Origin of the sequence: Pseudomonas sp. HMSC063H08 (genome assembly GCF_001813645.1) — a bacterium.
In the GTDB taxonomy this organism is placed as follows: domain Bacteria; phylum Pseudomonadota; class Gammaproteobacteria; order Pseudomonadales; family Pseudomonadaceae; genus Pseudomonas; species Pseudomonas aeruginosa.
The window spans coordinates 1-25,231 of record NZ_KV813341.1 but is presented as its reverse complement, the minus strand read 5'-3'; the positions used below and the strand labels follow the sequence as shown (position 1 = coordinate 25,231).

Annotated in this window: 18 protein-coding genes and 2 pseudogenes; 18 read left to right on the top strand and 2 right to left on the bottom strand. The window is 70.0% G+C overall.

Annotated elements, in window-relative coordinates; genetic code table 11:
• Positions 1-16: 16 nt before the first annotated feature.
• Together HMPREF2924_RS02900 and HMPREF2924_RS02895 are read right to left on the bottom strand one after the other, a co-directional pair.
• On the bottom strand, positions 17-598 hold the full coding sequence (locus HMPREF2924_RS02900) for a helix-turn-helix domain-containing protein (protein ID WP_003122724.1): 582 nt from the start codon (positions 596-598) through the stop codon (positions 17-19).
• 54 nt (positions 599-652) lie between these two features.
• Positions 653-811, bottom strand: a complete 159-nt coding sequence (locus tag HMPREF2924_RS02895; protein ID WP_003089396.1) for a hypothetical protein — start codon at positions 809-811, stop codon at positions 653-655.
• 289 nt (positions 812-1,100) lie between these two features.
• Here HMPREF2924_RS02895 and HMPREF2924_RS02890 point away from each other — a divergent pair, with 289 nt between their 5' ends.
• From HMPREF2924_RS02890 to HMPREF2924_RS35370, 18 genes and pseudogenes are all read left to right on the top strand, one after another.
• Positions 1,101-1,988, top strand: coding sequence for a TauD/TfdA dioxygenase family protein (locus HMPREF2924_RS02890; RefSeq protein ID WP_003111814.1), 888 nt, complete (start codon positions 1,101-1,103; stop codon positions 1,986-1,988).
• A 40-nt stretch (positions 1,989-2,028) separates the two neighbouring features.
• Positions 2,029-3,051 (top strand): ABC transporter substrate-binding protein, encoded by a 1,023-nt coding sequence (locus HMPREF2924_RS02885; protein ID WP_003089389.1) that lies wholly within the window; start codon positions 2,029-2,031, stop codon positions 3,049-3,051.
• A 7-nt stretch (positions 3,052-3,058) separates the two neighbouring features.
• On the top strand, positions 3,059-3,907 hold the full coding sequence (locus HMPREF2924_RS02880) for an ABC transporter ATP-binding protein (protein WP_003131719.1): 849 nt from the start codon (positions 3,059-3,061) through the stop codon (positions 3,905-3,907).
• Between the two features lie 16 nt (positions 3,908-3,923).
• Positions 3,924-4,790, top strand: a complete 867-nt coding sequence (locus HMPREF2924_RS02875) for an ABC transporter permease (protein ID WP_003089385.1) — start codon at positions 3,924-3,926, stop codon at positions 4,788-4,790.
• Positions 4,791-4,899: 109 nt separating this feature from the next.
• Complete coding sequence (locus HMPREF2924_RS02870; RefSeq protein ID WP_003089383.1) at positions 4,900-5,517, top strand: LysE family translocator; 618 nt, start codon at positions 4,900-4,902, stop codon at positions 5,515-5,517.
• A 95-nt stretch (positions 5,518-5,612) separates the two neighbouring features.
• A complete protein-coding gene (locus HMPREF2924_RS02865) occupies positions 5,613-9,362 on the top strand; it encodes a non-ribosomal peptide synthetase (RefSeq protein WP_023094720.1) in 3,750 nt (1,249 codons plus the stop codon).
• Between the two features lie 28 nt (positions 9,363-9,390).
• Entirely contained in the window at positions 9,391-10,479 is a 1,089-nt protein-coding gene (locus HMPREF2924_RS02860; RefSeq protein ID WP_023094721.1) for a TauD/TfdA family dioxygenase, read from the top strand.
• Complete coding sequence (locus HMPREF2924_RS02855) at positions 10,476-11,495, top strand: TauD/TfdA family dioxygenase (RefSeq protein ID WP_003131730.1); 1,020 nt, start codon at positions 10,476-10,478, stop codon at positions 11,493-11,495. Before HMPREF2924_RS02860 ends, HMPREF2924_RS02855 begins: the two co-directional genes overlap by 4 nt.
• A gap of 19 nt (positions 11,496-11,514) precedes the next feature.
• The gene (locus HMPREF2924_RS02850) at positions 11,515-17,892 is read left to right on the top strand and encodes a non-ribosomal peptide synthetase (protein ID WP_023094722.1); all 6,378 of its coding nucleotides are present in this window, start codon (positions 11,515-11,517) and stop codon (positions 17,890-17,892) included.
• A 67-nt stretch (positions 17,893-17,959) separates the two neighbouring features.
• Positions 17,960-18,502 carry a YbaK/EbsC family protein gene (locus HMPREF2924_RS02845; protein ID WP_003089366.1) on the top strand — a complete coding sequence of 181 codons (543 nt, stop codon included), beginning with the start codon at positions 17,960-17,962 and terminating at the stop codon, positions 18,500-18,502.
• A gap of 219 nt (positions 18,503-18,721) precedes the next feature.
• A complete protein-coding gene (locus HMPREF2924_RS02840) occupies positions 18,722-20,173 on the top strand; it encodes a carbohydrate-binding protein (RefSeq protein ID WP_003131769.1) in 1,452 nt (483 codons plus the stop codon).
• 175 nt (positions 20,174-20,348) lie between these two features.
• Positions 20,349-21,098: a GntR family transcriptional regulator gene (locus HMPREF2924_RS02835; RefSeq protein ID WP_004363456.1), complete on the top strand. Its 750-nt coding sequence runs from the start codon at positions 20,349-20,351 to the stop codon at positions 21,096-21,098.
• Positions 21,095-22,819, top strand: a complete 1,725-nt coding sequence (locus tag HMPREF2924_RS02830; protein WP_003139390.1) for a fumarate reductase/succinate dehydrogenase flavoprotein subunit — start codon at positions 21,095-21,097, stop codon at positions 22,817-22,819. Before HMPREF2924_RS02835 ends, HMPREF2924_RS02830 begins: the two co-directional genes overlap by 4 nt.
• Before the next feature lie 84 nt (positions 22,820-22,903).
• Entirely contained in the window at positions 22,904-23,149 is a 246-nt protein-coding gene (locus HMPREF2924_RS02825; protein ID WP_003089354.1) for a 4Fe-4S dicluster domain-containing protein, read from the top strand.
• A 149-nt stretch (positions 23,150-23,298) separates the two neighbouring features.
• Positions 23,299-23,490 (top strand): annotated as a pseudogene (locus HMPREF2924_RS02820) (ABC transporter ATP-binding protein); the annotation flags it as partial.
• Complete coding sequence (locus HMPREF2924_RS02815) at positions 23,487-24,452, top strand: HEAT repeat domain-containing protein (protein WP_004363464.1); 966 nt, start codon at positions 23,487-23,489, stop codon at positions 24,450-24,452. The pseudogene HMPREF2924_RS02820 and the gene HMPREF2924_RS02815, both read left to right, overlap by 4 nt.
• A complete protein-coding gene (locus tag HMPREF2924_RS02810) occupies positions 24,449-24,730 on the top strand; it encodes a DUF971 domain-containing protein (RefSeq protein ID WP_003112225.1) in 282 nt (93 codons plus the stop codon). The genes HMPREF2924_RS02815 and HMPREF2924_RS02810 overlap by 4 nt, the downstream gene beginning before the upstream one ends.
• 340 nt (positions 24,731-25,070) lie before the next feature.
• A pseudogene (locus HMPREF2924_RS35370) lies at positions 25,071-25,231 on the top strand (porin); the annotation flags it as partial.

Genomic DNA, 25,231 nt, shown 5'->3' with positions numbered 1-25,231 from the left:
GGCAGCAAGGCCGGGGTCAGTCCAGGCGCTCCGGGTAGGTCATCACCAGGTACGCCAGCGCTTCGCTATCGGCGGGGTTGCGGTAGCTGTGCGGCTGGTCGGCGTAGAACAGGATCGAGTCGCCGGTGGCGAGCAGGAAGCGCTCTTCGTTGACCCGCACTTCCAGTACCCCTTGCGCCACCACCAGGTTCTCCTGGGTGCCGGGGGCGTGGGCTTCGGCGTCTTCCTGGCCGAGGCCGCGCAGGCGCAGTTCGTAGAACTCCACCTGGCGCGCCACATCGAAGGGGAACAGCGCGCGGCTGGTGAAGGCGCCGTCGGCGCTGACCAGGCGCTTGCTCTGTTGCGCCGGCAGCACGGCGACGCCGGCGAAGGCGCGATCGTCGAGGAAGGCTGCCACCGACACCTTGAGGCCCTGGGCGATCTTGCACAGCACCTTGATCGACGGCACGCTGCGCCCGGACTCGATCTGCGCCAGCATCGCCCGGCTGACGCCGGAAATCCGCGCCAGAGCGTCCAGCGAGAGATTGCGCTTGCCGCGCAGGCGCAGCAGGTTGTGGGCGACGCGCTGGCCAATCAGATCATCGGGCTCGGTATGCACGCCGGCGGCCAGTTCCAGGTGGGCGACGCCATCGCTGGCGGGCAGGTTCATCGGTCAGGCCCGGCGGCTGCGCTCGTCGTGCCTGGCTGGCGGTTGCGGCACGGCGTAGCCGGCCCGCCAGGCGTACACCGCCCACATCATTTCGCCCAGGCGGCGTGCCTGGCGGCGCGAGCGGTAGCGGGCGAAATCGATGACGTTGTCGGTGCGGTCCATGAGGCATTCCTCGGGCGGCGGGTTCGATGGCAGCCAGACTATCCCTTCGCCGCTTAGAGCCATAAATACTAAGTTTTTATTTATTAATTCACTTTTGTGCTTACAAGGAACGCCGAACCGTACCGAGCAGCATATTTATATTCTTTAAAGGTATTTAAATTAATTTTCTTATTCCAATAAATTAAAGGCTCTCGCGTACCTGCCGACCAATCGGCGCGCCGCACCGAATCCATGCCGCCTCGCGCGGTATCTCGTGCCCGGCGTGTCCGGGCTTGCGTGGGAGTCAGCGATGTCCGTTTCCCTTCCGGCGCCAGCGCGCGCCGACGTTCCCTTGCAGATCCGTGCCCTCGACGCTGCGTTCGGCGCCGAGGTGCTCGGCCTCGACCTCGGGTTGCCCCTGGCCGCCGGGGACTTCCGCCGTATCCACCGGGCGCACCTGGACCACCATGTGCTGGTGTTCCGCGAGCAGCGCATCACCCCGGCGCAGCAGATCGCCTTCAGCCGGCGCTTCGGTGAGTTGCAGATCCATGTGCTGAAGCAGTTCCTGCTCCCAGGGCATCCGGAGATCCTCATCGTTTCCAACATCGTCGAGAACGGCCAGCCCGTCGGTCTCGGCGATGCCGGCAAGTTCTGGCACTCCGACCTTTCCTATAAGGAGCTGCCGAGCCTCGGCTCGATGCTGCATGCCCAGGAGCTGCCGGAGGAGGGCGGCGATACTCTGTTCGCCGACATGCACAAGGCCTGGGACAGCCTGCCGGAGGCCCTGCGCAAGGCGATCGAGGGACGCACGGCGGCGCATTCCTATACCGCCCGCTACAGCGAACCGCGCTTCGAGGGCAACTGGCGGCCGACCCTGAGCGCCGCCCAGCTCGCCGAGGTGCGCGAAGTGGTCCATCCGATCGTGCGCACCCACCCGGAAAGCGGGCGCAAGGCGCTGTTCGTCAGCGAAGGTTTCACCACCCGCATCGTCGGCCTGCCGGCCGACGAGAGCGCCCAACTGCTCGCCGAGCTGTATGCGCACAGCGTGCGCCCCGAGCACATCTACCGGCATCGCTGGCAGGCGCATGACCTGGTGTTCTGGGACAACCGCTCGCTGATCCATCTCGCCGGCGGTTGCCCGGCCCACCTGCGGCGCAAGCTCTACCGCACCACCATCCAGGGCGACGCGCCGTTCTGACGACGGCGCGCGCTTCCCCCTTTTCGCCAGGAGCGTTTCCATGAACCGCATTCCCCGTTTCACCCGCCTGGTCGCCGCGCTCGGCCTGGGCCTGAGCCTCGCCACCACGCTGCTGGCCAGCCGGCCGGCGCAGGCCGAGGGCGAGATCCGCATCGCCGAGCAGTTCGGCATCGTCTACCTGCTGCTCAACGTGGTCCGCGACCAGCGCCTGATCGAAAAGCACGGCCAGGCCGAGGGCCTGCAAATCAAGGTCGACTGGACCCAACTGTCCGGCGGCGCGGCGGTCAACGATGCACTGCTGTCCGGGGCGATCGATATCGCCGGTGCCGGCGTCGGTCCGCTGCTGACCATCTGGGACCGTACCCGCGGGCGCCAGAACGTCAAGGCGGTGGCCTCGCTGGGCAACTTCCCCTACTACCTGCTGAGCAACGACCCGCGGGTCAGGAGCATCGCCGACTTCGGCGCCGGGGATCGCATCGCCGTGCCGGCGGTGGGGGTTTCGGTGCAGTCGCGCTTCCTCCAGTACGCCGCGGCGAAGCAGTGGGGCGACAAGCAGTTCGACCGCCTCGACAAGTACACCGTGGCGCTGCCGCACCCGGACGCCACCGCCGCGCTGGTGGCCGGCGGCACCGAGCTGACCGGGCATTTCTCCAACCCGCCGTTCCAGGACCAGGCGCTGGCCAACCCGAAGGTCCACGTGGTGCTCGACAGCTACGAGCTGTTGGGGCCGAATTCGCCGACCGTGCTGTTCGCCACGGAGAAGTTCCGCCAGGACAACCCGAAGACCTACCGGGCCTTCGTCGAGGCGCTGAAGGAAGCGGCGGCCTTCGCCCAGAACGACAAGGCGGCGGCCGCCGATACCTATATCCGGGTGACCGGGGCGAAGATCGACCGCGCCGCGCTGCTGAAGATCATCGCCAATCCGCAGGTGGAGTTCAGCGTCACGCCGAAGAACACCTATCCGCTGGCGGAGTTCCTCTACCGGGTCGGTGCGATCCGCAACAAGCCGGCTTCCTGGCAGGACTATTTCTTCCAGGACGGCGCGCCGTTGCAGGGGAGTTGAGACGCCGATGAACGCCGCCTCCCGCCAACCTTCCACGCTCCCCGCCGACGCCCTGCTGGCGGTGGACGGAGTCAGCCTCGAATACCGCACCCGCTCGCGCGTGGTGCGGGCCACCCAGCGGGTCAGCTTCGAAGTCGACCCGGCCGATCGCTTCGTCCTGCTCGGCCCGTCCGGCTGCGGCAAGTCGACCCTGCTCAAGGCGGTGGCTGGCTTCATCACGCCCAGCGAGGGCGAGATCCGCCTTCAGGGACAGGCGGTCAGGGCGCCCGGCCCCGACCGTATCGTGGTGTTCCAGGAGTTCGACCAGTTGCCGCCATGGAAGACCGTACGGCAGAACGTGCTGTTTCCCTTGCGGGTGTCCGGCCAGGTGGCGCGCGACGAGGCCGAGCGACGCGCCGACGAATGCCTCGAGAAGGTCGGCCTGGCGGGCTTCGCCGAGGCCTACCCGCACACGCTGTCCGGGGGCATGAAGGCGCGGGTGGCGATCGCCCGGGCGCTGGCGATGCAGCCGAAGATCCTGCTGATGGACGAGCCGTTCGCCGCGCTGGACGCGCTGACCCGGCGAAAGATGCAGGAAGAGCTGCTGCGCCTGTGGGAAGAGGTGCGTTTCACCCTGCTGTTCGTCACCCATTCCATCGAGGAGGCGTTGGTGGTGGGCAACCGCATCCTGCTGCTCTCGCCGCACCCGGGGCGGGTCCGGGCCGAAGTGCACGGCCACCCGTTCGGGCTGCACAGCCTGGGCGGCGAAGCGCTGCAAGCCGCGGCGCGACGCATCCACCGCTTGCTGTTCGACGAGGGCGGCGAACCGACGGCGGCCGCGACCCTCGACTTCGCCGACATCCGTCTGGCCCACTGAGCAAAGGAGCCGATCGATGAGTCGAGTCACGCGCGTCCGCGAAGAATACGAAATCCAGCTCGAACCCCTGCTGGAGGTCCCCCTGGAGCGGCGCCTGCCCCTGGGCCAGCGTCTCTGGCAACAGGGCTGGCTGCGCAAGGGGCTGATCCTGGCGCTGCTGGCGCTGGCCTGGGAGCTGGCGGCGCGGGTCCAGGGCAACGACCTGCTGCTGCCAGGCTTCCTGCAGACGGCCAGGGCCCTCGGCGAGGGCCTGGCCAGCGGCGAACTGCCGGCCAAGGCGGGGATCTCCCTGCTGGTGCTGTTCAAGGGCTACCTGCTGGGGATCGTCCTGGCCTTCGTTCTGACCAGCCTGGCGGTCTCCACGCAGTTGGGCCGCGACCTGCTCGGGACCCTCACGGCGATGTTCAACCCGCTGCCGGCGATCGCGCTGCTGCCGCTGGCGCTGCTCTGGTTCGGCCTGGGCCAGAACAGCCTGATCTTCGTGCTGGTGCATTCGGTGCTCTGGGCGCTGGCGCTGAACACCTATGCCGGTTTCCTCGGTGTCTCGGAGACCCTGCGCATGGCCGGGCGCAACTACGGCCTGCGCGGCCTGCGCTTCGTCCTGCTGATCCTGGTGCCGGCGGCGCTGCCGTCGATTCTCGCCGGGCTGAAGATCGGCTGGGCCTTCGCCTGGCGCACGCTGATCGCCGCGGAACTGGTGTTCGGCGCGAGCAGCGGCAAGGGCGGGCTCGGCTGGTACATTTTCCAGAACCGCAACGAGCTGTACACCGACAAGGTATTCGCCGGCCTGGCGGTGGTGGTGCTGATCGGCCTGCTGGTGGAGAACCTGGTGTTCGGCAGCATCGAGCGCCTCACGGTGAAGCGCTGGGGAGTGCAACGCTAGGGCGGCGGACGGGTGGAGTGTTACGGCAACTTTCTCGGCAACTGTTGCGCTGGCGCGGCGGCAAAGCGGAGTAACGTCTTGCCCGCACCCACTTCAAAGGATGGAACGAATGTCGCTCTCCGTGGATCTGCTGCTGGCGTTCTCCCTGTTCGCCTTCGTCACCTCCGTCACGCCCGGTCCGAACAACACCATGCTGCTGGCCTCGGGGGTCAACTTCGGTTTCGTCCGCTCCATCCCGCACATCCTCGGGATCAGTTGCGGCTTCTTCATCATGGTGATGGCGGTGGGCTTCGGCCTGGGCACGGTGTTCGAGGCCTACCCGGTGCTGTACACCATCCTGCGCTACGTCGGCGCGGCCTACCTGCTGTACCTGGCCTGGAAGATCGCCACCTCCGGCCCGGCCGGCAACGACCCGGAGGGACGTGGCAAGCCGTTGAGCTACTGGGGCGCGGCGGCGTTCCAGTGGGTCAACCCGAAGGCCTGGGTGATGGCGGTCGGCGCCATCAGCACCTACACCCCGTTGCAGGGCTACTTCACCAACGTGGTGGTGATCTCGACGGTCTTCGCCCTGATCAACGCGCCGACCATCGGAATCTGGGCCGGTTTCGGCAGCATGCTGCGCAACGTGCTGCGCGATCCGCGCTGGCTGCGGGTGTTCAACGTAGGGATGGCGCTGCTGTTGGTCGCGTCGCTGTACCCGATCCTGGCGGAAAATCATTCGGCCTGACCTGTCACCACCCTATCAGTTGTATTAGCTCGTAACTCGTCGCCATTTCGTGAAGAGTTTTTCGCTCGGTGCCCAGCCTCGGAAGGGGGAGAGCGATGCAGGAGCGACATGGCTTACCGTTACGCAGCTTTTCGTCGGGCAAGGCGCTGACCGCGGGACGCGCAGCGCGCCCGGAGGTTGCGCAGGAGCGACGCTACCTGCAAGGCGCCCCGCTGGGGTTGGAACTGCCGGGGCGGATCGCCTTGCGCGACCCGCATTGCGCCTGGCAATGGTTCGAGCCGGAGGCGGCCGCGCAAGCGTTCCCGGCGGCGCACTGGCTGGCGGCGTTCCTGGTACTGCTGGGACGCTACGGCAACGAAGAGATCACCCTGGGTTTTCCCGAGCCGATCACGGTGCGCGGGCGGCAGGCGCCCGCGCTGCTACGTTCCGCCTACCGGGCGCTGGAGTCGTCCGCCGAACGTAGCGCGCGGCTGGCGGAAGAACTCGACGATGCCCGGCGGCAGCTCTCCGCCGAGGGCCAGGAGCGCGCCGCCCTGGCCGGGCGCTGCGCGGTCCAGGTGCTGGCGGCGCGGCCGACGGCGAGCAGCCCCGGCTGGCTGGCCCTGGTGCTGGCGGCGGACGGCAGCGTCGGCCTGGCTCTGCGCGATCCCCAGTACGACGGATTGCGGCGTATCGCCGGCCATCTCGCGCGCCTGGCGCGCGGCCTGGTCGACGCCCAGGCCTGCGTCGGCCGGCTGCCCTGGCTGGACGCCGACGAAGAGCGCCGTTTGCAGGCCCTGCGCAGCGAGCCCCAGGCCGCGCCGCCGCGCGGCGTACTCCACCATCTGTTCGAGGCCCAGGCGCGGCGCACGCCGCAGCGCATCGCCGTGCACGCCGCCGACCGCAGCCTCAGCTATGCCGAGCTGGAGCGCGAAAGCGCCGCGCTCGCCGCGCGCCTGCGCGCCGCCGGGGTGGCTCCGGAGCAGCGGGTCGGGGTCTGCCTGCGGCGCGACAGCGGCCTGCTGGTCGGCCTGCTCGGCGTGCTCCGCGCCGGCGGTTGCTACGTCCCGCTGGACCCGGCCTATCCGGAGGAACGGGTGGCCTACATGCTCGACGACGCCGACTGCCTGCTGGTGCTGGTCGACGCGAGCACCCGCGAGCGGGTCGCCGCGCTGGGCCGGCCATGCCTGGCGCTGGAGGAGGGCGGCGACCAGGCGACCGACCTGGCGCTGCCCGCGAGCGAGGTCGGCGCCGAGCACCTCGCCTACATCATCTATACCTCCGGATCCACCGGACGCCCCAAGGGCGTCGCCATCGAGCACGGCAGTGCCCATGCCTTCCTGCGCTGGGCCGGCCAGCACTACGCCGCCGAAGAGTGGAGCGGGGTGCTGGCGGCGACCTCGGTGTGCTTCGACCTGTCGGTCTACGAGCTGTTCGGCACCCTGGCCGAAGGCGGCACGCTGCACCTGGTAGAGAACCTGTTCAGCCTGCCGGACTACCCGCGCCGCGACGAGATCAGCCTGCTCAATACCGTGCCCTCGGTGTGCGCCGCGCTGCTCGCCCTCGGCGACCTGCCGGGCGGGGTGCGCACGCTGAACCTGGCCGGCGAACCGCTGCGCGGCCACCTGGTGCGACAGATTCGTGGCCAACCCCAGGTACGGCGCCTGGTCAATCTCTACGGGCCGACCGAGGACACCACCTATTCGACGGTGCACGAACTGGACCTGCACGCCGAAGCGCTCGACGAGCCGCCCATCGGCCGACCGCTGCCCGGTACCACGGTGGAGGTGCTCGACGGCTTCGAGGCGCCGCTGCCGCTGGGCGTGGCCGGGGAGCTGTACCTCGGCGGCATCGGCCTGGCGCGTGGCTATTTCGGCAAGCCGGAGCAGACCGCCGAGCGTTTCCGCGTCGATCCGGGCAGCGGCGAGCGCCGCTATCGCACCGGCGACCGCGTACGCATGCGCGAGGACGGCGTGCTGGAACACCTCGGCCGGCTCGACGACCAGGTCAAGTTCAACGGCTTCCGCATCGAGCTGGGCGAGATCGCCTCGTGCCTGGCGAGTTTTCCCGGGGTGAGCGAAGCCTGCGCCATGCTCACCGAGGACAGCGCCGGCCTGCGTCGGCTGGTCGGCTACCTGGCGGCGCCGTTCGCCCCGCCGCTCCAGGCGCTGAACGAGCACCTTGGGCAAAGCCTGCCGCACTACATGTTGCCGTCGGCGTTCGTGGTCCTGACGGAGCTGCCCAAGACGCTCAACGGCAAGATCGACCGCAAGGCCCTGCCGCGTCCCCAGGCGACCGACGCCGAGCCGCAGGCGCTGCCCGGCGATCCGCTGGAACAGGCGCTGCACCAGGCCTGGCAGGCGCAGCTTGGCGCGCCGCCGCGCGCCGGGCAGGGTTTCTACGCCGCCGGCGGCGATTCCCTGCGGGCGGTGCACCTGCTCGCGACGCTGCGCCAGCGACTGTCCCGCCGCGTACCGTTGCAGGCGTTCGCCGGTGGCCCGGCGACCCCCGAGGCCCTGCTGGAATTGCTGCGCCAGGCCGCGTCCGAGGGCGACGAGCCGGAGCCGAGCGCCGGCGCCGCCGGGCTGAGCCTCGCCGAACGGCGCCTGTGGGTGGCCCAGCAACTGGCGCCGGAGGACACCTCCTACAACCTGCTGGCCCACCTGCGCATAGTCGGCGCCACGGCCGACGCCATCGAACAGGCCTTGCGCCAGTTGCTGGAACGGCATGTGGCGCTGCGCCGGCGTGTCGAAACGGGCGTCGACGGGCCGCAGCCGCATGCGCTGGCGGCGCATGCGGTGCCGCTGCAACGCCTGCTGGCGAGCGACGCCGCCCACGCCGAGCGGCTGCTGGAGGATGGCGTGCGCCGTGAGGGCGCGCGAGTCTTCGACCTCGCCCATGAGGCGCCGGCGCGCCTGCTGCTGGTCGTCACCCGCGACAGCGCGCGCGCCGACCTCCTGCTCAGCGTCCATCACTACGCCTTCGACGATGTGTCGCTGGCGGTCTTCGCCGAGGAGCTGAAGACGCTGCTCGATGGCGGCCGCCTGGCCGCGCTCGCCAGCACGCCGGAACAGGTCGCCGCCCGCGAGCGCGCGGCGTTGGCCTCGGGCCGCCTGGAGCGCGTCGCCGAGCGCTGGGCGGAGCGTCTGTTGCCGCTGGCGAAGGCTCCCGGCGCCGCGGCGGCGCGCCGGGAGGAGCGCGGCGGGCGCGCCGGCCAGCGCCTTGCCCTGCCAGTTTCCGCCGCCGCCCATGCCGCCTGCCGGACGCTGGCCGAACGCGCCTCGGTAAGCCCGTTCAGCGCTGCGCTGCAAGCCTTCGCCGAAGTGCTCGGCGCCGAACTGGGCGTCGACGACCTGCTCGTCGGCGTGGCCCTGGCCGGGCGTTCGCGCCTGGAAATGCAGGGGCTGGTCGGCTGCTTCGTCAACCTCCTGCCGCTGGCGGTCGGCCTGCGTCCGGGGCAGTCCGCGGAGTGGCGCCTGCGCCAGGTCGGCCATGACCTGCTGGAACTGCTCGAACACCAGGACGTGCCCCTCGAATGCGTGACCCAGGCCCTGCGCCAGCGCGGCGCCAGCGGCCTGCCGATCCGCATCGCCTGCGGCGCGCACAACGGTCGGGCGGCCCCGGCGGTGGATGCCGGGGTGCGCGTCGAAGCCGACTTCATCCCGGTGCCCGGCGCGCGCCTGGACCTGACGCTCTGGCTGGAAGACCAGCCGCAGGGCTGGCTGGCGGTCTGGACCGGGGCCAGCGCGATCTTCGACCTGCACCGCATCGAGCGCCTGCACCAGGCCTGGGAGCGGCGCCTGCTGGCGAACGCCGGCGAACCTACCTCGAAACGCATGTCGCCGGAGGGCTGCAACGCTTCCTGACGACTCGAGTCCCCCACGGAGAACAGAGATGGAACGAACAGCTCCCAGTCTCACCGGTCGCGGCTTCGCCCGGCCGCGCAATCTCACCCCGCGCAGCAGCGAGGCGCTGGTGCGGCGCCCGGCGGCGGAGCGCGACGGCCTGCCGCTGCTGATCGAGGCACAGGCTCCCGGCCTGTCCCTGGCCGACTGGATCCGCGAGCAGGGCCAGTCCCTGCACGACGACCTGAACCTGGCTGGCGGCCTGTTGCTGAGAGGCTTCGAGGTCGACTCGGCAGAGCGCTTCCGCTCCGCCGCCGCCGCCTTCGCTCCGCAACTGCTCGACTACAAGGAGCGTTCCTCGCCGCGTAGCCAGGTCAGCGGCGAGGTCTACACCTCCACCGAGCATCCGCTGGACCAGCCGATCTTCCTGCATAACGAGCAGTCCTATACCGCCGACTGGCCGCTGTACATCATGTTCCATTGCCAGGTGGCGCCGCTCGAAGGCGGCGCCACCCCGGTGGCGGCCAACCGGTTGGTGCTCCGCCACCTGCCGGACGAATTGCTGGAGCGCTTCGAGCGCCTGGGCATCCTCTACGTGCGCAACTACCGCGCTGGCCTCGGCCTGTCCTGGCGCGAAGCGTTCCAGACCGACAGCCGCGCCGAGGTCGAGGCGTTCTGCGCTGAGCACCGGATCGCCCATGCCTGGATCGGCGACGAGCACCTGCGCACCTGGCAGAGGCGCGCGGCGTTCCAGCGCCACCCGCATACCGGCGAGCGCCTGTGGTTCAACCACGGCATGTTCTTCCATGCCAGCAGTCTCGAGCCGGGCCTGCGCGATGCGCTGTTGCGCAGCGTCGCCGAGGAAGACCTGCCGTACCAGACCTACTACGGCGATGGCAGCCCGATCGAGGCGCAGACCCTGGCGACCATCCGCAGCGCCATAGACCGCGAGACGCGGCGCTTCGACTGGCGCGTGGGCGACGTGCTGATCCTTGACAACATGCTCGCCCAGCACGGCCGCGAGCCGTTCCGCGGGCCGCGCCGGATCCTCACCATCATGTCCACGCCGTATTCCGGCCTGGCCTCCGCCGATGTCCCGCCGACACCTTCGCGCCTGGCGCTCGGAGGTGCCGCATGAGCGCCTCGTTCAGCGCGCCGCGCCTGCGCCCCCGGCAGCTCTCGGCCGGCGACCTGGTGGAGGAGAGCCTGCTCGACCCGGCCAACGGCTACCTGCGCATCGTCCGCGCGCGCCAGCCGGGCATGGACCTGCGGCAATGGATCGCCGCCGCCGGCGCAGGGCTACGCGACAGCCTGCTGCGGCATGGCGGCATCCTGTTCCGTGGCTTCGCGGTGGACGGCGCGGAGGGCTTCTCCCAGGCCGTGCAAGGCTTTTCGCCGAACATGCTCGACTACCTGGAGCGCGCGGCGGCGCGCCAGGAAGTGGCGCACCGGGTGTTCACTTCCACCGAGTTCTCGCCGGATGGCTGGATTCCGCCGCACCACGAAATGTCCTACTCGCACAACTGGCCGAGCTACATCCACTTCTACTGCCAGACGCCGCCCGCCACCCAGGGCCGCACGCCCCTGGCCGACGAGCGCCGGGTCAGCGCCCGGATACCCGAGGCGATCAGGCAGCGCTTCCTCCGCCATGGGGTGTGCTACGTGCGCAACTACGGGCCGGAGATCGACCTGACCTGGCAGGAAGGCTTCCAGACCGACAGCCGCGCCGAGGTCGAGGCCTACTGCCGGCAGACCGGTACCCAATGGACCTGGCTCGACGACCAGCGCCTGAATACCCGCCAGGTACGCCAGGCGATGGTGCGCCACCCGCTCAGCGGCGAGACGCTGTGGTTCAACCACGCGCACATGTTCCATGTCTCCAACATGCCGCCGGCCCTGGCCCGGGCCTTGCTCGACGAGGTCGGCGAACAGGGCCTGCCGCGCAACGCCTACTACGGCGACGGCAGCCCGATCGAGGCGGAGGTGCTGGACACCATCCGCGCCGCCTACCGCGAGGAAACCCGCGCGTTTGCCTGGGAGCGCGGCGATGTCCTGATGCTCGACAACTTCATCAGCGTCCACGGCCGCGAGCCGTACACCGGCGAGCGCAAGGTGCTGGTGGCGATGACCGACCTGCATGTCCACCAACCCTGAACCCGTGCGAGGGATAGCCATGAGTGCGTCAGAAGACCTGCAATCCGCTGTGCAACCGGCCGCGAGCGAAGCGCTCGAAGGATTCCCGCTGTCCCCCTTGCAGACCCGCGCCTGGCGCCGTCATGCCGAGCGGCCGGAAAATACCGTTGTCGGCGTGCGCCTGCACGCCCCGGCCGATCCCGCGGCGACGCTGGAGCGGCTGCGCCGGGCGCTGGACGGCGAGGCGCAACTGCGCGTGGCTTACCGGACGATGCCGGGCATGAGCCTGCCGGTGCAGGTACTGGATGGACGCGCGGCCGATCTGCTGGTCGAGCGCCTGCCGGGAGACGGCGACTGGGCCGGGCGCTTCGCGCGCGAAAGCGCACGTCTCGCCGCTGCCCCCCTGGGCGGGGAAGGCCAGCCGGTGCTGGCGCTCGGCCTGCTGCTGGACGCCGCCGGAGAGACGCTCCAGGGGCTGTTGCTGGCGGCGCCGGCGTTCGTCGTCGATGCGGCCAGCCTGGCGGCGCTGCTGCGCCGCGGCCTGGGGCAGGCCGGCCCGGCGAGCGCGGACGAGGGGGCCGAGGCGCTGCTGTTCCAGCATTTCTCCGAATGGGCCAACGAGGCGCTGGCCGGCGAAGACGGCGAAAGCGCCAGCGGCTACTGGCGCGAGCAGGCGGCCGCTGCGGCGGAGAATCCGCTGGCGCTGGCGGACGACCTGGGCGAAGGCGAGTGGACGGCGCGGCGCCTGCTGCCGCGCGCGCTGCTCGAACGCCTGGCCGCCAACGGCTTGCCGGAGGCGGCCGCCCTGCTGGCCTGGACCCAGGTCGCCGGGCAGTTCCAGGGCGACGAGGGACTGCCGCTGGAAATGGCGCGACTGGTCTCGGGGCGCCTGTTCAACGAGTTCGCCGAGCTGGCCGGACCGTTCGCCGGGGTCGTGCCGCTGTGCCTGGAGAATGTCCGCGCGGGCAGCGTCGGCGAGCGGCTCGACGCCCTCCAGGCGGCGATTCTCGCCCAGGAGGAGGCAGCGGCCCTGCGCGATCCCTTTGCCCCCGACTGGCCGCTCGCCGAGTTGGGCTTCGCCTGGCTGGCGGGCGAACTGGATGGCGCCGGGGTGGCCGAGCTGGATTGCCGGCAGCCGCCGCTGGGCGGGTTCCTCGAGTTGCAGGTGCTGCCCCACGGCGAAGGCCGGCTGGCCAGCCTGCGGGTCCGCCGCGACCATGACGGAACGCTGGCCGGGCGCTTGCTCGACGCCTGGGTCGAATGCCTGGAAAGCATCGCCGCCGACAGGCAACTGCCACTGGCCGGGCTGCCGTTGATCGGCGCGGCCGAGCGCGAGCGCTACCAGGCCTGGCAGGGCGAGCGCGTGGAGCCCGCGCCGGTGGAATCCCTGGTGGCCGCGTTCGATCTGCGCGCCGCCCTGCAGCCGCAGGCGCCGGCGTTGCTGGATGCCCACGGCAGCCTGGATTTCGCCACGCTGTGCGCGCGCAGCGAAGCGGTCGCCGAAGCGCTGCTGGCTGCCGGCGTGCGGCCCGGCCAGGCGGTGGCGGTGATGACCGGGCGCAACCGCGAGGCGATCGTCGCCCTGCTCGGGGTGATGCGCGCGGCGGCGGTGTACACCCCGGTCAATCCGGAGTTTCCGGCGGCGCGGGTGGAGCGGATGCGCGAAGCGGGCGGGATCGTCTTCGCCCTTGCCGATGCCGAGTGCGCCGGGCGCGCCCGCGAGGCCTTCGCCGGGGCCTGCCTGGACCTGTCGACGCTGCCGCTTGCCGGCAGCGGCAGGAGCCTGCCGGCGCCGGGCGGGCGCGATGCGGCCTACATGATCTTCACCTCGGGCACCAGCGGCCAGCCCAAAGGCGTGGTGGTCGAGCACGCCAGCGCGCTCAACCTGTCCCAGGCCCTGGCGCGCACGGTATACGCGAACGTGGTGGGCGAGGGCCTGCGGGTGACGGTCAACGCGCCGTTCTCCTTCGACTCCTCGATCAAGCAGATTCTCCAGTTGCTCTCCGGCCATTGCCTGGCCCTGGTGCCGCAGGAGGTGCGCAGCGATCCGCAGCGGATGCTGGGGTTCCTCGAAGAACGGCGCATCGACGTGCTCGACTGCACCCCGTCGCTGTTCCGCCTGCTGCTCCAGGCCGGCCTCGACGATGCCCACCCGGCGCTGCCCGGGCGCATCCTGGTAGGGGGCGAGCGCTTCGACGAAGCGTCCTGGGAGGTCGCCGCCGGCTGGCGCCGCTGCCAGGTGTTCAATCTCTACGGTCCTACCGAAGCCACGGTGAACGCCAGCCTGGCGCGGGTCGCCGAGCATGCGCGGCCGACCATCGGCCGCGCCCTGGCCAACGTCGATCTGCATGTGGTCGATGGCCTCGGTCGTCGCAAGACCCGTGGCGCCAGCGGCGAACTGTGGATCGGCGGCGCCGGGGTGGCGCGCGGCTATGCCGGCGACGCCGGCGAGGCGGCCGGGCGCTTCCTCGAGGAGGGCTGGCCGGGCAGCGGCCGCCTGTACCGCAGCGGCGACCTGGTGCGCTGGCGCGCCGACGGTTGCCTGGAGTTCCTCGGGCGGATCGACGAACAGGTGAAGATCAACGGCTACCGCATCGAACTGGGCGAGATCCGCAGCGCGTTGCTGGAACACCCGGCAGTGGGCGAGGCGGCGGTACTCACCGACGAGGCCGATGCGGCCGAGCCGGGCGCGGATCGCCGGATCGTCGCCTTCGTCACCGCCGCCGGGGAGACCGCGGACGAGTCCTGGCTGGAAGTCGACCTGCCCAGCGGGCACCGGGTCGCCGGACTGAACCTCAACGAAACCGAGTACGTCTACCAGGAAATCTTCGTCGACGAGGTCTACAGCCGCGACGGCATCGTCCTGCCGCCGGACGCGGTGGTACTCGACGTCGGTGCCAACATCGGCCTGTTCTCGCTGTACATCGCCAGCCGCGCGCCGCGCGCGCGAGTGGTCGCCTTCGAGCCGCTGGCACCGATCCGCCGGCGCCTGGAGGCCAACCTCGGACGCTACGCACCGCAGGTCGAGGTATTCGGCATCGGCCTGTCCGACGCCGAGCGCGAGGAAACCTTCACCTACTATCCGGGCTACTCGACCTTCTCCGGGATCGCCGAGTACGCCGACGCCAGCGGCGAACGCGACGTCATCCGACGCTACCTGAGCAACCAGGGCGAGGAGGGCGGGGCCAACCTGCTGCTGGACAACATCGACGAAATCCTCGACGACCGCCTGCGCGCCGAAGCCCACCGCTGCCGCCTGCGCCGCCTCGACCAGGTGATCGGCGAACTGGGCCTGGAGCGTATCGACCTGCTGAAGATCGACGTGCAGCGCGCGGAAATGGATGTGCTGCTCGGTCTCGACGATGCGGCGCTGGCCAAGGTCCGGCAGATCGTCCTGGAGGTCCATGACAAGCGCGACGGTGCCACCGCCGGCCGCGCCGATGCCTTGAGCGACCTGCTGCGCCGCCATGGCTTCGAGGTGAGCATCCATCAGGACGCGCTGCTGGAGGGTACCGACCGTTACAACTGCTACGCGGTGCGCCCGGGCTATGCCGAGTCGCTGGCCGAGCGCATCGACTGGCGTGCGCTCGCGCCGCGCCCCGCCGCGGCCCTTGGCGGCGAGCTGAGCGAGCAGGCCCTGCGTGGCTTCCTCGAGGCGCGCCTGCCGGCCTACATGCTGCCGAGCCGGATCGCCCGGGTCGAACGCCTGCCGCTGACCGCCGAAGGCAAGCTCGACCGTCGCGCGCTGTTGGCGGCGCTGGCCGCCGAGGCGGCCGCGCAGCCCCTGGAAGCGCCGGCCAATGCCACCGAGGCGGCCCTCCTGGATATCTGGAAGAGCGTGCTGAAACGCCCGGCGATCGGCGTCAGCGACAACTTCTTCCAGGTCGGCGGCGACTCCATCCGCCTGATCCAGATGCAGGTCATGGCGCGCCAGGCCGGGCTTGCCTTTACCCTGCGCGACGTGTTCAACCACCAGAGCATCCGCGAACTGGCGCGCCTGCTGGCCGCTCCGGCGAGCCCGGCGGATGCGCTCGGGACCTCGGCGCCGCAGACGCTGGAGCCGTTCGCCCTGTTGTCGGCGGCGGAACGCAAGCGCCTGCCGGAGGGGCTCGACGACGCCTATCCGATGACCAGCCTGCAACAGGGCATGCTCCTGCAAAGCGAGGCCAGCGGCGATCCACGGCTGTTGCACAACGTCGTCCTGCACGAGGTGCATGGACGCCTGGACGGCGAGTTGCTGGCGCGCGCCTGGGCGATCCTGATCGGCCGCCACGCGATCCTGCGTACCGGCTTCGACCTGCACGGCGGCCAGGCGCCCTTGCAATGGGTCCACCCGGCCACGGCGGTCGCCGCCGAAGTGCCGGTGCACGACCTGCGTGGCCTCGATGAGGAAGCCCGGCGCCTGCGCCTGCGTGCCTGGATCGAGGAAGAGCAGGCCACCCCGTTCGACTGGAGCCGCCCTCCGCTGGTGCGCCTCGCCGCGCTGGCGCTGGACGAGCGGCGCTTCGCCCTGGGCGTCGCCGAACACCATAGCGTGCTGGACGGCTGGAGCCTGCAAAGCCTGGTGGACGAGCTGCTGGCGGTCTACGCCGACCTCCTCGCCGGTGTCGTCGCGCGGGAAGCGGAAGCGCCCGCGGTAGGTTTCCGCGACTACGTGGCGCTGGAGCGCGAGGCCGAGGCCAACGCCGGCTCGGCGCTGTTCTGGCTCGACTACCTGGCCGGCGCCCGTTACCGGCCGTTGCCCGGCCTGGCGGAGGAGGGGCCCCGGCGGATGGCGGCGGTCCGCGTGGACGTGCCGGCCGACAGCCTGCCGCGCTTGCGCGCCCTGGCCGAACGCAGCGGCTTGCCCTTGCGTTCGTTGCTGCTGGCGGCGCATGGCCGGGCGTTGTGCCGCTTCAGCGATGCCGACGAAGTGGTCACCGGCTTCGTCAGCCACGGGCGCCCCGAGGAGCCGGGCGCGGACCGCCTGCTCGGCCTGTTCCTGAATACCCTGCCGTGCCGGCTGTCGGCTTCCGTCGATCTGCTCGACAGTGCCCGTCGCGCATTCGACTACGAGCGCGCGAGCCTGGAGCATCGGCGCCATCCGCTGGCGGCGATTCGCAGGCGCAACCGCGAGTTGCGCCTGGACAGCCTGTTCAACTTCGTCGATTTCCACCAGGACGACGCCGCGCCGGCGGCGGGAGTAAGGCACGGCAGCATCCTCGACCAGGTGGTGGTGGACGTCGACGTGCCGCTGGCGGTGGACTTCGAGGTGGCCGGCGAACGCCTCGAGGTGGGCTTCCAGTACGCCGCCGGACGTTTCCCCGCCGAGCGCGCCGAGGCATTGGCCGACGCCTACCGCGAGGCGTTGCTGGCGCTGCTCGGAGACCCGGTGCAGCCGCCCGCGGCGGCCCAGGCCGAGGACAGCGTGGAGCTGCGGCGGGTGCTCAAGGTGTTGTCCCGCGTGCTCGGCCGGCCGCTGGCGGCCGACCAGGGCTTCGCCAGCGCCGGCGGGCATTCGCTGCTGGGCGTGCAGGCGATCGCCGAATTGCGCCGGCTGACCGGCAGGCAACTGAGCCTGGGGCTGTTGCAGGGCGATCCGGATGCCCGCGAAGTGGTGCGCCGCTGCCATGCCGCCGACGCGCCGCCGTTGCCGCCTGCCACCGAGCGCGCCCGGGCCCTGTGGTTGCAGCGCAGCGGGAGCGCGCAGCCGCGCCTGCGCCTGATCGCGCTGCCGCCCGCGGGCGGCAACGCCGGCACTTTCCGTGGTTGGGACGCGCGCCTGCCGGCGGACGTGGAGCTGCTGGCGATCCAGTATCCGGGGCGCCAGGAACGCCAGGACGAGCCATTCGTCACCGATGTAGAGGCCATGCTCTGTGCCATCGACGACGCGCTCCTGCCATTGCTCGACCGTCCGTTCGCCCTGGTCGGCGCCAGCCTCGGTGGCATGCTCGCCTACGAACTGGCGGCACGCCTGGAAAGCCTGCACGGCCTGCGCGCCAGGCAGTTGTTCGTGATCAGCAGCCGCGCTCCGGGGCCGGACTTGGAATACCCGCGCTTCCATGCGATGGGCGACGCCGAGTTGCTGCGAACCCTGCGCGAGTACGACGTGCTGCCGCTGGAAGTGCTCGACGACCCGGAGCTGCGCGAGATCAGCCTGGCCACCCTGCGCGCCGATTCGCGCCTGGCCGCCGACTATCGCTACCGGCCGCGCGAGCCGTTGGCCATACCGATCACCGCGATCCTCGGCGAGCAGGACCCGGGCGTCTCCAGGGCGGCCATCGACGGCTGGCGGCGGCACGCCAGCCGCTACGAGCTGGAGACCCTGGCCGGCGGCCACGGCCTGGTGGTGACGGCGGCGGAGGAGGTCTGCGCGATCCTGCGGCAGCGCCTGGCGCCCGATGTGCCTGGCGGCGTGCCGGCGAACCTGGCAACCTGAACCGCCGGCCCCTGCCGCCCGCCTGGCGGCAGGGGCCGGTGCCGTCCGTCTTCATTCGAGGTTGCCCATGGTTCTGCGCGAATACACCCAACGCCACCGGCTCGACGCCGTCGCCCCGGCCGACTACCACCGCCACCTGCCGGAGCAGGTCGCGCGCGGCCTGCCTTCCGCCGAGCTGGTGGTGTTCCGCGTCGCCGACGAGCATTCCGACACCGCGGCGTTCAGCGCACGCTACGGCTTTGGCCTGGAGGACTGCGCCAATACCCTGGTCCTGCGCTACAAGCGCGACGGCGCCGAAGGCTATGCCGCGGTGGTCAACCTGGGCTCGCGGCGGCTCGACGTGAACGGCGCGGTCAAGGCGCTGCTCGGGGCCCGCCGGCTGTCCTTCGCCGCCCGCGAGGTCGCCACCGAGCTGACCGGCATGCAGTTCGGCGGCATCACCGCGTTCGGCTTGCCCGAAGGCATGCCGCTGCTGGTCGACGCGGCGGTCTTCGAACGGCCGTTGGTGGTGATGGGCGCGGGGGTCCGCGAGACCAAGCTGCTGCTGTCCCCGGCACTGCTGAAAGACCTTCCCGGAGTGGTGGTCGCCGAACTCAGCGAAGCCGGTTGAACCCGGCGCGGAGCATCGCCGCCGCGACTCTGCCAATTGTGGTAGGTGAAGCCTTCCGCCGTCTCTGCAACCATGCCCCCGCCCTGATCGCGACAAACGCCGGAATGCCCTGCGGTAGACGTTCGCGCCTGTGTTTCGAGGCGTTCGCGGCGGCCACGGCGGCGGTTCGTCGGACAGCCCCTCCGGATGCGTTTCCTACCTTCATCCGAGGAGCGGTAAATGATCAGGATCGACTTTTCCCAGTTGCACCAGGCCCGCGAAGATGCCGCGGCGGCCATGCCGAGCATCGCCGGCAAGAAGATTCTCATGGGCTTCTGGCACAACTGGCCGGCCGGCGCCGCCGACGGCTACCAGCAGGGCTCGTTCGCCAACATCGCGCTGGAAGACGTGCCGAGCGAGTACAACGTGGTCGCCGTGGCCTTCATGAAAGGGCGCGGCATCCCGACCTTCCAGCCATACAACCTGTCCGACGCGGAGTTTCGCCGCCAGGTCGGCGTGCTCAACGCCCAGGGCCGCGCGGTGCTGATCTCGCTGGGGGGCGCCGACGCGCACATCGAGTTGCACGCCGGGCAGGAGCAGGCGCTGGCCGCCGAGATCGTCCGCCTGGTGGAAACCTACGGTTTCGACGGCCTGGACATCGACCTCGAGCAGAGCGCCATCGACCTGGCCGACAACCAGCGGGTGCTGCCGGCGGCCCTCAAGCTGGTGCGCGAGCACTACGCCGGGCAGGGCAAGCACTTCATCGTCAGCATGGCCCCGGAGTTCCCCTATCTGCACAAGAACGGCAAGTACGTGCCTTATCTGCAGGCCCTGGAAGGTGTCTACGACTTCATCGCGCCGCAGTACTACAACCAGGGCGGCGACGGCCTGTGGGTCCAGGAGGCGAACGGCGGCAAGGGCGCCTGGATCGCGCAGAACAACGACGCGATGAAAGAAGACTTCCTCTACTACCTCACCGAGAGCCTGGCCACCGGCAGCCGCGACTTCGTGCGGATCCCGGCGCAGCGCCTGGCCATCGGCCTGCCGAGCAACGTCGATGCGGCGGCCACCGGCTACGTGATCAATCCCGCCGCGGTGAGCAATGCGTTTCGCCGCCTGGAGGCCGCCGGTCATGCGATCAAGGGCCTGATGACCTGGTCGGTGAACTGGGACGATGGCCTGAACAAGCGCGGCGAGCGCTACAACTGGGAGTTCCGCAAGCGCTACGCCAGCCTGATCCATGACGGCGAGGGCGGCGACCAGCGCCCGGCGGCGCCGCAGGGCCTGCGTCTGCTGGAGCGCGGCGAGACCAGCCTGGTGCTGGCCTGGAACGCCTCCAGCGGGCAGCGTCCGATCGATTACTACAGCCTCTATCGCGACGGCGCCATGGTTGGCCAGAGCGCCGCGCTGGGTTCCACCGACAGCGGCCTGACGGCGGACACCCGCTACAGCTATTTCGTCACCGCCACCGATACCCAGGGCAACCAGTCGCTGCCCAGCGAAGGCCTGGAGGTCAGCACCAGCGGCGGGGCGGTGGATCCGCAATTCCCGCAGTGGCTGGAGAACCAGGCCTACCGGGTCGACGATGGGGTGACCTACGAGGGGCTGCGCTATCTCTGCCTGCAGGCGCACACCTCCAACAGCGGCTGGACGCCGCCGGTAGCCTTCACCCTCTGGCGGCCGCTGCGCTGAGGGGCGGGCCGGTCCGCGCCGCGGGCCGGCCCTTTGGCCGGCGAGAGCCACGCACGGGGCGGCGGCCTATCCATATGCGTTTTCGGTATTTCCGCTTGATCGTTCATGGCGTTTATCATCACGGCATAACTTGTTATAACAAGTGTCCGAGCCACTCCGACGAGCGAATCCGACCATGGGCAAACTGCTCCCGCTTTCTCCCGTGCCGCTGTACAGCCAGCTCAAGGAGCTGCTGCGCGGGCGCATCCTCGACGGCGTCTACCCGCCGCTCAGCCGCATGCCTTCGGAGAACGAGCTGGGCAAGGCCTTCGACGTCAGCCGCATCACCGTGCGCCAGGCGCTCGGCGACCTGCAGAAGGAAGGGCTGATCTTCAAGATCCACGGCAAGGGCACCTTCGTCGCCCGGCCGAAGGCCTTCCAGAACGTCAGCACCCTGCAAGGCCTGGGCGAGTCCCTGACGCAGATGGGCTACGAGGTCATCAACCGCCTGCACGGCCTGCGCTACGTGCCGGCCGGCGCGCAGGTGGCCGAGCGCCTGCGGGTGGAAGAGGGCAGCCCTGTGTGCGAGATCAAGCGGGTGCGCCTGGTCAACCGCGAGCCGGTTTCGCTGGAAGTCACCTACCTGCCGCAGGCGCTCGGCGAGCGCCTGGAGAAGGCCGACCTGGTGACCCGCGACATCTTCCTGATCCTCGAGAATGATTGCGGCATTCCCCTCGGCCATGCCGACCTGGCCATCGACGCGGTGCTCGCCGATGCCGACCTGACCCGCGCCCTGGCGGTCGAGGAGGGCGCGCCGATCATGCGCATCGAGCGCCTGACCCATGCCGCCGACGGCGCGCCGCTGGACTTCGAATACCTCTACTACCGCGGCGACGCTTTCCAGTATCGCCTGCGCATCGATCGGCAGAAGGGAGAGCGGGCATGAACACCCTGGAGCAGGAATACGACATCGTGGTGATCGGCGGCGGCACCGCCGGGCCGATGGCGGCGATCAAGGCCAAGGAACACGACCGCGAACTGCGCGTGCTGCTGGTGGACAAGGCCAACGTCAAGCGCAGCGGCGCCATCAGCATGGGCATGGACGGGCTGAACAACGCCATCGTCCCCGGCCACGCCACGGCCGAGCAGTACACCCGGGAAATCACCGTGGCCAACGACGGCATCGTCAACCAGGCGGCGGTATACGCCTATGCCAGCCACAGCTTCGAGACCCTGCGGCAACTGGATCGCTGGGGCGTCAGGTTCGAAAAGGACGAGACCGGCGACTATGCGGTGAAGAAGGTCCACCACATGGGCGCCTATGTGCTGCCGATGCCGGAAGGGCACGACATCAAGAAGGTGCTCTACCGCCAGCTCAAGCGTGCGCGGATCCCGATCGCCAACCGCCTGGTCTGCACCCGCCTGCTCACCGATGCCGAGGGCGCGGTGAACGGCGTACTCGGTTTCGACTGCCGCAGCGGCGACTTCCATGTGATCCGCGCCAAGGCGGTGATCCTCTGCTGCGGCGCGGCGGGCCGCCTGGGCCTGCCGTCCTCGGGCTACCTGATGGGTACCTACGAGAACCCGACCAACGCCGGCGACGGCTACGCCATGGCCTATCATGCCGGCGCCGAGCTGGCCAACCTGGAATGCTTCCAGATCAACCCGCTGATCAAGGACTACAACGGCCCGGCCTGTGCCTACGTCACCGGCCCGCTGGGTGGCTATACCGCCAACGCCAGGGGTGAGCGCTTCATCGAATGCGACTACTGGAGCGGGCAGATGATGTGGGAGTTCCACCAGGAACTCGAAGGCGGCAACGGCCCGGTGTTCCTCAAGCTCGACCACCTGGCGGAGGAAACCATCCAGACCATCGAGGACATCCTCCATGGCAACGAACGCCCCAGTCGCGGGCAGTTCCACGCCGGGCGCGGCACCGACTACCGCCAGCAGATGGTCGAGATGCACATTTCCGAGATCGGCTTCTGCTCCGGCCACTCGGCCTCCGGCGTGTGGGTCAACGAGAAGGCCGAGACCAGCGTGAAGGGCCTCTACGCCGCCGGCGACATGGCCGCGGTGCCACACAACTACATGCTCGGCGCCTTCACCTATGGCTGGTTCGCCGGGCGCAACGCCGCCGAATACGTCGCCGGGCGCGCCTTCAGCGCGGTCGACCGCGCCCAGGTCGAGCGCGAGCGTGCGCGGATCGAGGCGCCGCTGCTGCGCGAGCACGGCCTGCCGGCGGCGCAGGTGGAGTACAAGCTGCGCCGGCTGGTCAACGACTACCTGCAACCGCCCAAGGTGACCCGCAAGATGGAATTGGGCCTGCAACGCATCCAGGCCATCGCCGAGGACCTGGAGCGGATCAAGGCGGACAACCCCCACGAGCTGATGCGCGCCCTGGAGGTCAGCGCGATCCGCGACTGCGCGGAGATGGCCGCGCGCGCCTCGCTGTTCCGCACCGAGAGCCGCTGGGGCCTGTACCACCATCGGGTGGACTATCCGCGGCGCGACGACGAGGCCTGGTTCTGCCACGCGCACCTGAAGAAGGACGAACAGGGGCGCATGGCCAGCTTCAGGAAACCGGTCGAACCCTACCTGTTCGCCATCGACGAGGGCGAACAGCAGGCCTACCAGCGCCTGCGGCTGAGGAACGACGCCGCCTAGGCCCCGCGCCCCGGCGTAGTACCGCTAGACACCGAGCCCGCCGCCACGAAAGCGGGCCAGATCGAACCACGAGGACCGCGTGCCATGGCCTACCGACCCCAGGACATCTTCTTCCGCAGCAGCGCCCCGGTGACCATCGACGAAGACCGCTGCATCGCCGACAAGGGCTGCACCGTCTGCGTCGAGGTCTGCCCGATGGACCTGCTGGCCATCGATCCGACGACCCGCAAGGCCTACATGGCCTACGACGAGTGCTGGTACTGCATGCCTTGCGAAAAGGACTGCCCGACCGGCGCGGTGAAGGTGGAGATTCCCTACCTGCTGCGCTGACGCCCGCTTCCGGCAAGCGAGGCAGAACCTGCCATCCGGCCACTCCCGGACGCCACCCTGAAACACCCCTCGTTTCCCACCACCGTCCGGGTGGCGGAGACGATTCCCATGACCCTGATTCGAGGGGAATCCCCATGCGACTGCGTGCAATCCTGCCCAGCCTGACGCTGGATTTCCCGCGCCCTCGCGACAGCCGGCTGGTGACCAGCGCCGACTTCGTGCGCCTGAAGCGCCACTGCCTGGAACTGCTCGACCACGACGACGGCCGCCAGTGGCCGCGCCTGACCCCGCTCGGCCTGCCGCCGGGCATTACCCCGGACCGACTGCGGATCGCCATATGACCTGTGAAAACGCCACACTGCCCGAAATCCTCGAACTGTCGCCGCGCCTGGAGGACGCCGATCCCGGTGTACGCCGCCTGGCGCTGATCGAACTGGCCGACCTGGAGCTGCCGGAGGCGCTGCCGTTGCTGGTTGCGGCCCTGCGCGGCGATCCCGACCCCGGCGTGCGCGGCGAGGCCGCGCGCCTGCTGGAGGCCTGGGAGGAAGACGCGGTGGTCGATGCGCTCTGTGCGGCCCTGGCCGATCCTCTGCCGGCGGTGGCCGAGGCCGCCGCGCAGAGCCTTGGCGAACTCAAGGAACCGGCCGCCGGGCGGCGCCTGCTGCCGTGGCTCGGGCATGCCGATGCCTTCGTCCGCGCCAGCGTATTGCGTGCGTTGCGCGAACTGCGCCTGGAGGAGAGCGCCGCGCCGGCCCTGGCCGCCCTCGGCGATCCGCAGGCGGCGGTGCGCCGCGAGGCGGTGGCGGTACTCGGCTGGCTCCGCCACCAGCCGGCCCTGGCCGAACTGGCCAGGCTGGCTAGCGCCGATGTCGACCCAGAGGTACGCCGGGCGGCCACCGGCGCCCTCGGCCTGAGCCGCGAGGTGACGGTGCTGCCGGCGCTCTGCGCGGCGCTGGCGGACGCTCAATGGCAGGTTCGCGAAGAGGCGGCGACGACCCTTGGCAAGCTGGGCCGGGAGGAGGCCGGCGAGCCGCTGCTGAAGGCCCTGGCGGACGACTACTGGCAGGTCCGCCTGCGCGCCGCCCGCGCACTCGGGCGCTTGCGCCACAGGCCGGCGCGGGAGGCGCTGGAAGCGTTGCTCGGCCATCCCATCGGCAACCTGCGCAAGGAGGCCGCCCTGGCCCTCGGCGAACTGGCGGACCCGGCCTCGGCCCAGGCCTTGCGGGTCGCCGAAGGCGACGGCGATCCCGAGGTGCGCAAGGCGGTGCGCATCGCCCTGGCGCAACTGCGGGTGCCGGCATGACCCAGCCGCCGCTGCGCCTGCGCAATGCCGCCAGGGACGGCTGGCTGATTCTCGAATGGGCGGACGGCGCGGTCAGCCGGATCGACCATGCCCGCTTGCGCGCCGCCTGTCCCTGTGCGCAATGCCGGGCGCAGCGCCTGCGCGGACGGATCGACGCGGCGGAGCAGGGCGTGCGCCTGCGCGATATCCGCCTGCAGGGCTACGGCGTGCAGTTGGTGTTCGACGATGGTCACGAGCGCGGTATCTACCCCTGGTCCTATCTGCGCGACGAACTCTGAGCGGAGGATTGTTTCGCTATCGGAAACAACGTGAAGCGCGCTCATGGGTATCAGGTTGTTTCCGCGCTCCGCGATCTTCACCGTAGCCGCTCTGCGCCTCGGTCGTCCTGAGCGAGAGCGCCAGGGCTTGGCTTCGTTGTCGTTTATGTAACAGTGTTTTCCAGCCTGAAACGTTTCAGCTTTGCCCGCAAAGTCCTTATCATTCGCAAATTAACCATTGTTCTGCTTGGCTCAGATCATGAGCCCTCTTCATATACCCTTGTTCCTGGCAAGGGTATCGAGGGAGTAGAGCGGTCGCTGCATGCGACCAGTCGACCATTCGCAACGAGGAAGCGTTCGCGTGAAATCCCATCTTCTCCGTCCGGCCCTGCGCCCCGTGGCGGGCAGCCTGCTGTCCGCCTCCCTGCTGTGCAACGCGGCGCACGCCGCCGAGGCGTTCTCGCCGAACTCGAAATGGATGCTCGGCGACTGGGGCGGCAAGCGCACCGAGCTGCTGGAGAA

Excerpts from the sequence above, each read along its gene's own strand:
- HMPREF2924_RS02895 (WP_003089396.1), bottom strand. The coding sequence starts at position 811 with ATGGACCGCACCGACAACGTCATCGATTTCGCCCGCTACCGCTCGCGC.
- HMPREF2924_RS02890 (WP_003111814.1), top strand. The coding sequence starts at position 1,101 with ATGTCCGTTTCCCTTCCGGCGCCAGCGCGCGCCGACGTTCCCTTGCAG.
- HMPREF2924_RS02885 (WP_003089389.1), top strand. The coding sequence starts at position 2,029 with ATGAACCGCATTCCCCGTTTCACCCGCCTGGTCGCCGCGCTCGGCCTG.
- HMPREF2924_RS02880 (WP_003131719.1), top strand. The coding sequence starts at position 3,059 with ATGAACGCCGCCTCCCGCCAACCTTCCACGCTCCCCGCCGACGCCCTG.
- HMPREF2924_RS02875 (WP_003089385.1), top strand. The coding sequence starts at position 3,924 with ATGAGTCGAGTCACGCGCGTCCGCGAAGAATACGAAATCCAGCTCGAA.
- HMPREF2924_RS02870 (WP_003089383.1), top strand. The coding sequence starts at position 4,900 with ATGTCGCTCTCCGTGGATCTGCTGCTGGCGTTCTCCCTGTTCGCCTTC.
- HMPREF2924_RS02865 (WP_023094720.1), top strand. The coding sequence starts at position 5,613 with ATGCAGGAGCGACATGGCTTACCGTTACGCAGCTTTTCGTCGGGCAAG.
- HMPREF2924_RS02860 (WP_023094721.1), top strand. The coding sequence starts at position 9,391 with ATGGAACGAACAGCTCCCAGTCTCACCGGTCGCGGCTTCGCCCGGCCG.
- HMPREF2924_RS02855 (WP_003131730.1), top strand. The coding sequence starts at position 10,476 with ATGAGCGCCTCGTTCAGCGCGCCGCGCCTGCGCCCCCGGCAGCTCTCG.
- HMPREF2924_RS02850 (WP_023094722.1), top strand. The coding sequence starts at position 11,515 with ATGAGTGCGTCAGAAGACCTGCAATCCGCTGTGCAACCGGCCGCGAGC.
- HMPREF2924_RS02845 (WP_003089366.1), top strand. The coding sequence starts at position 17,960 with ATGGTTCTGCGCGAATACACCCAACGCCACCGGCTCGACGCCGTCGCC.
- HMPREF2924_RS02840 (WP_003131769.1), top strand. The coding sequence starts at position 18,722 with ATGATCAGGATCGACTTTTCCCAGTTGCACCAGGCCCGCGAAGATGCC.
- HMPREF2924_RS02835 (WP_004363456.1), top strand. The coding sequence starts at position 20,349 with ATGGGCAAACTGCTCCCGCTTTCTCCCGTGCCGCTGTACAGCCAGCTC.
- HMPREF2924_RS02830 (WP_003139390.1), top strand. The coding sequence starts at position 21,095 with ATGAACACCCTGGAGCAGGAATACGACATCGTGGTGATCGGCGGCGGC.
- HMPREF2924_RS02825 (WP_003089354.1), top strand. The coding sequence starts at position 22,904 with ATGGCCTACCGACCCCAGGACATCTTCTTCCGCAGCAGCGCCCCGGTG.
- HMPREF2924_RS02815 (WP_004363464.1), top strand. The coding sequence starts at position 23,487 with ATGACCTGTGAAAACGCCACACTGCCCGAAATCCTCGAACTGTCGCCG.
- HMPREF2924_RS02810 (WP_003112225.1), top strand. The coding sequence starts at position 24,449 with ATGACCCAGCCGCCGCTGCGCCTGCGCAATGCCGCCAGGGACGGCTGG.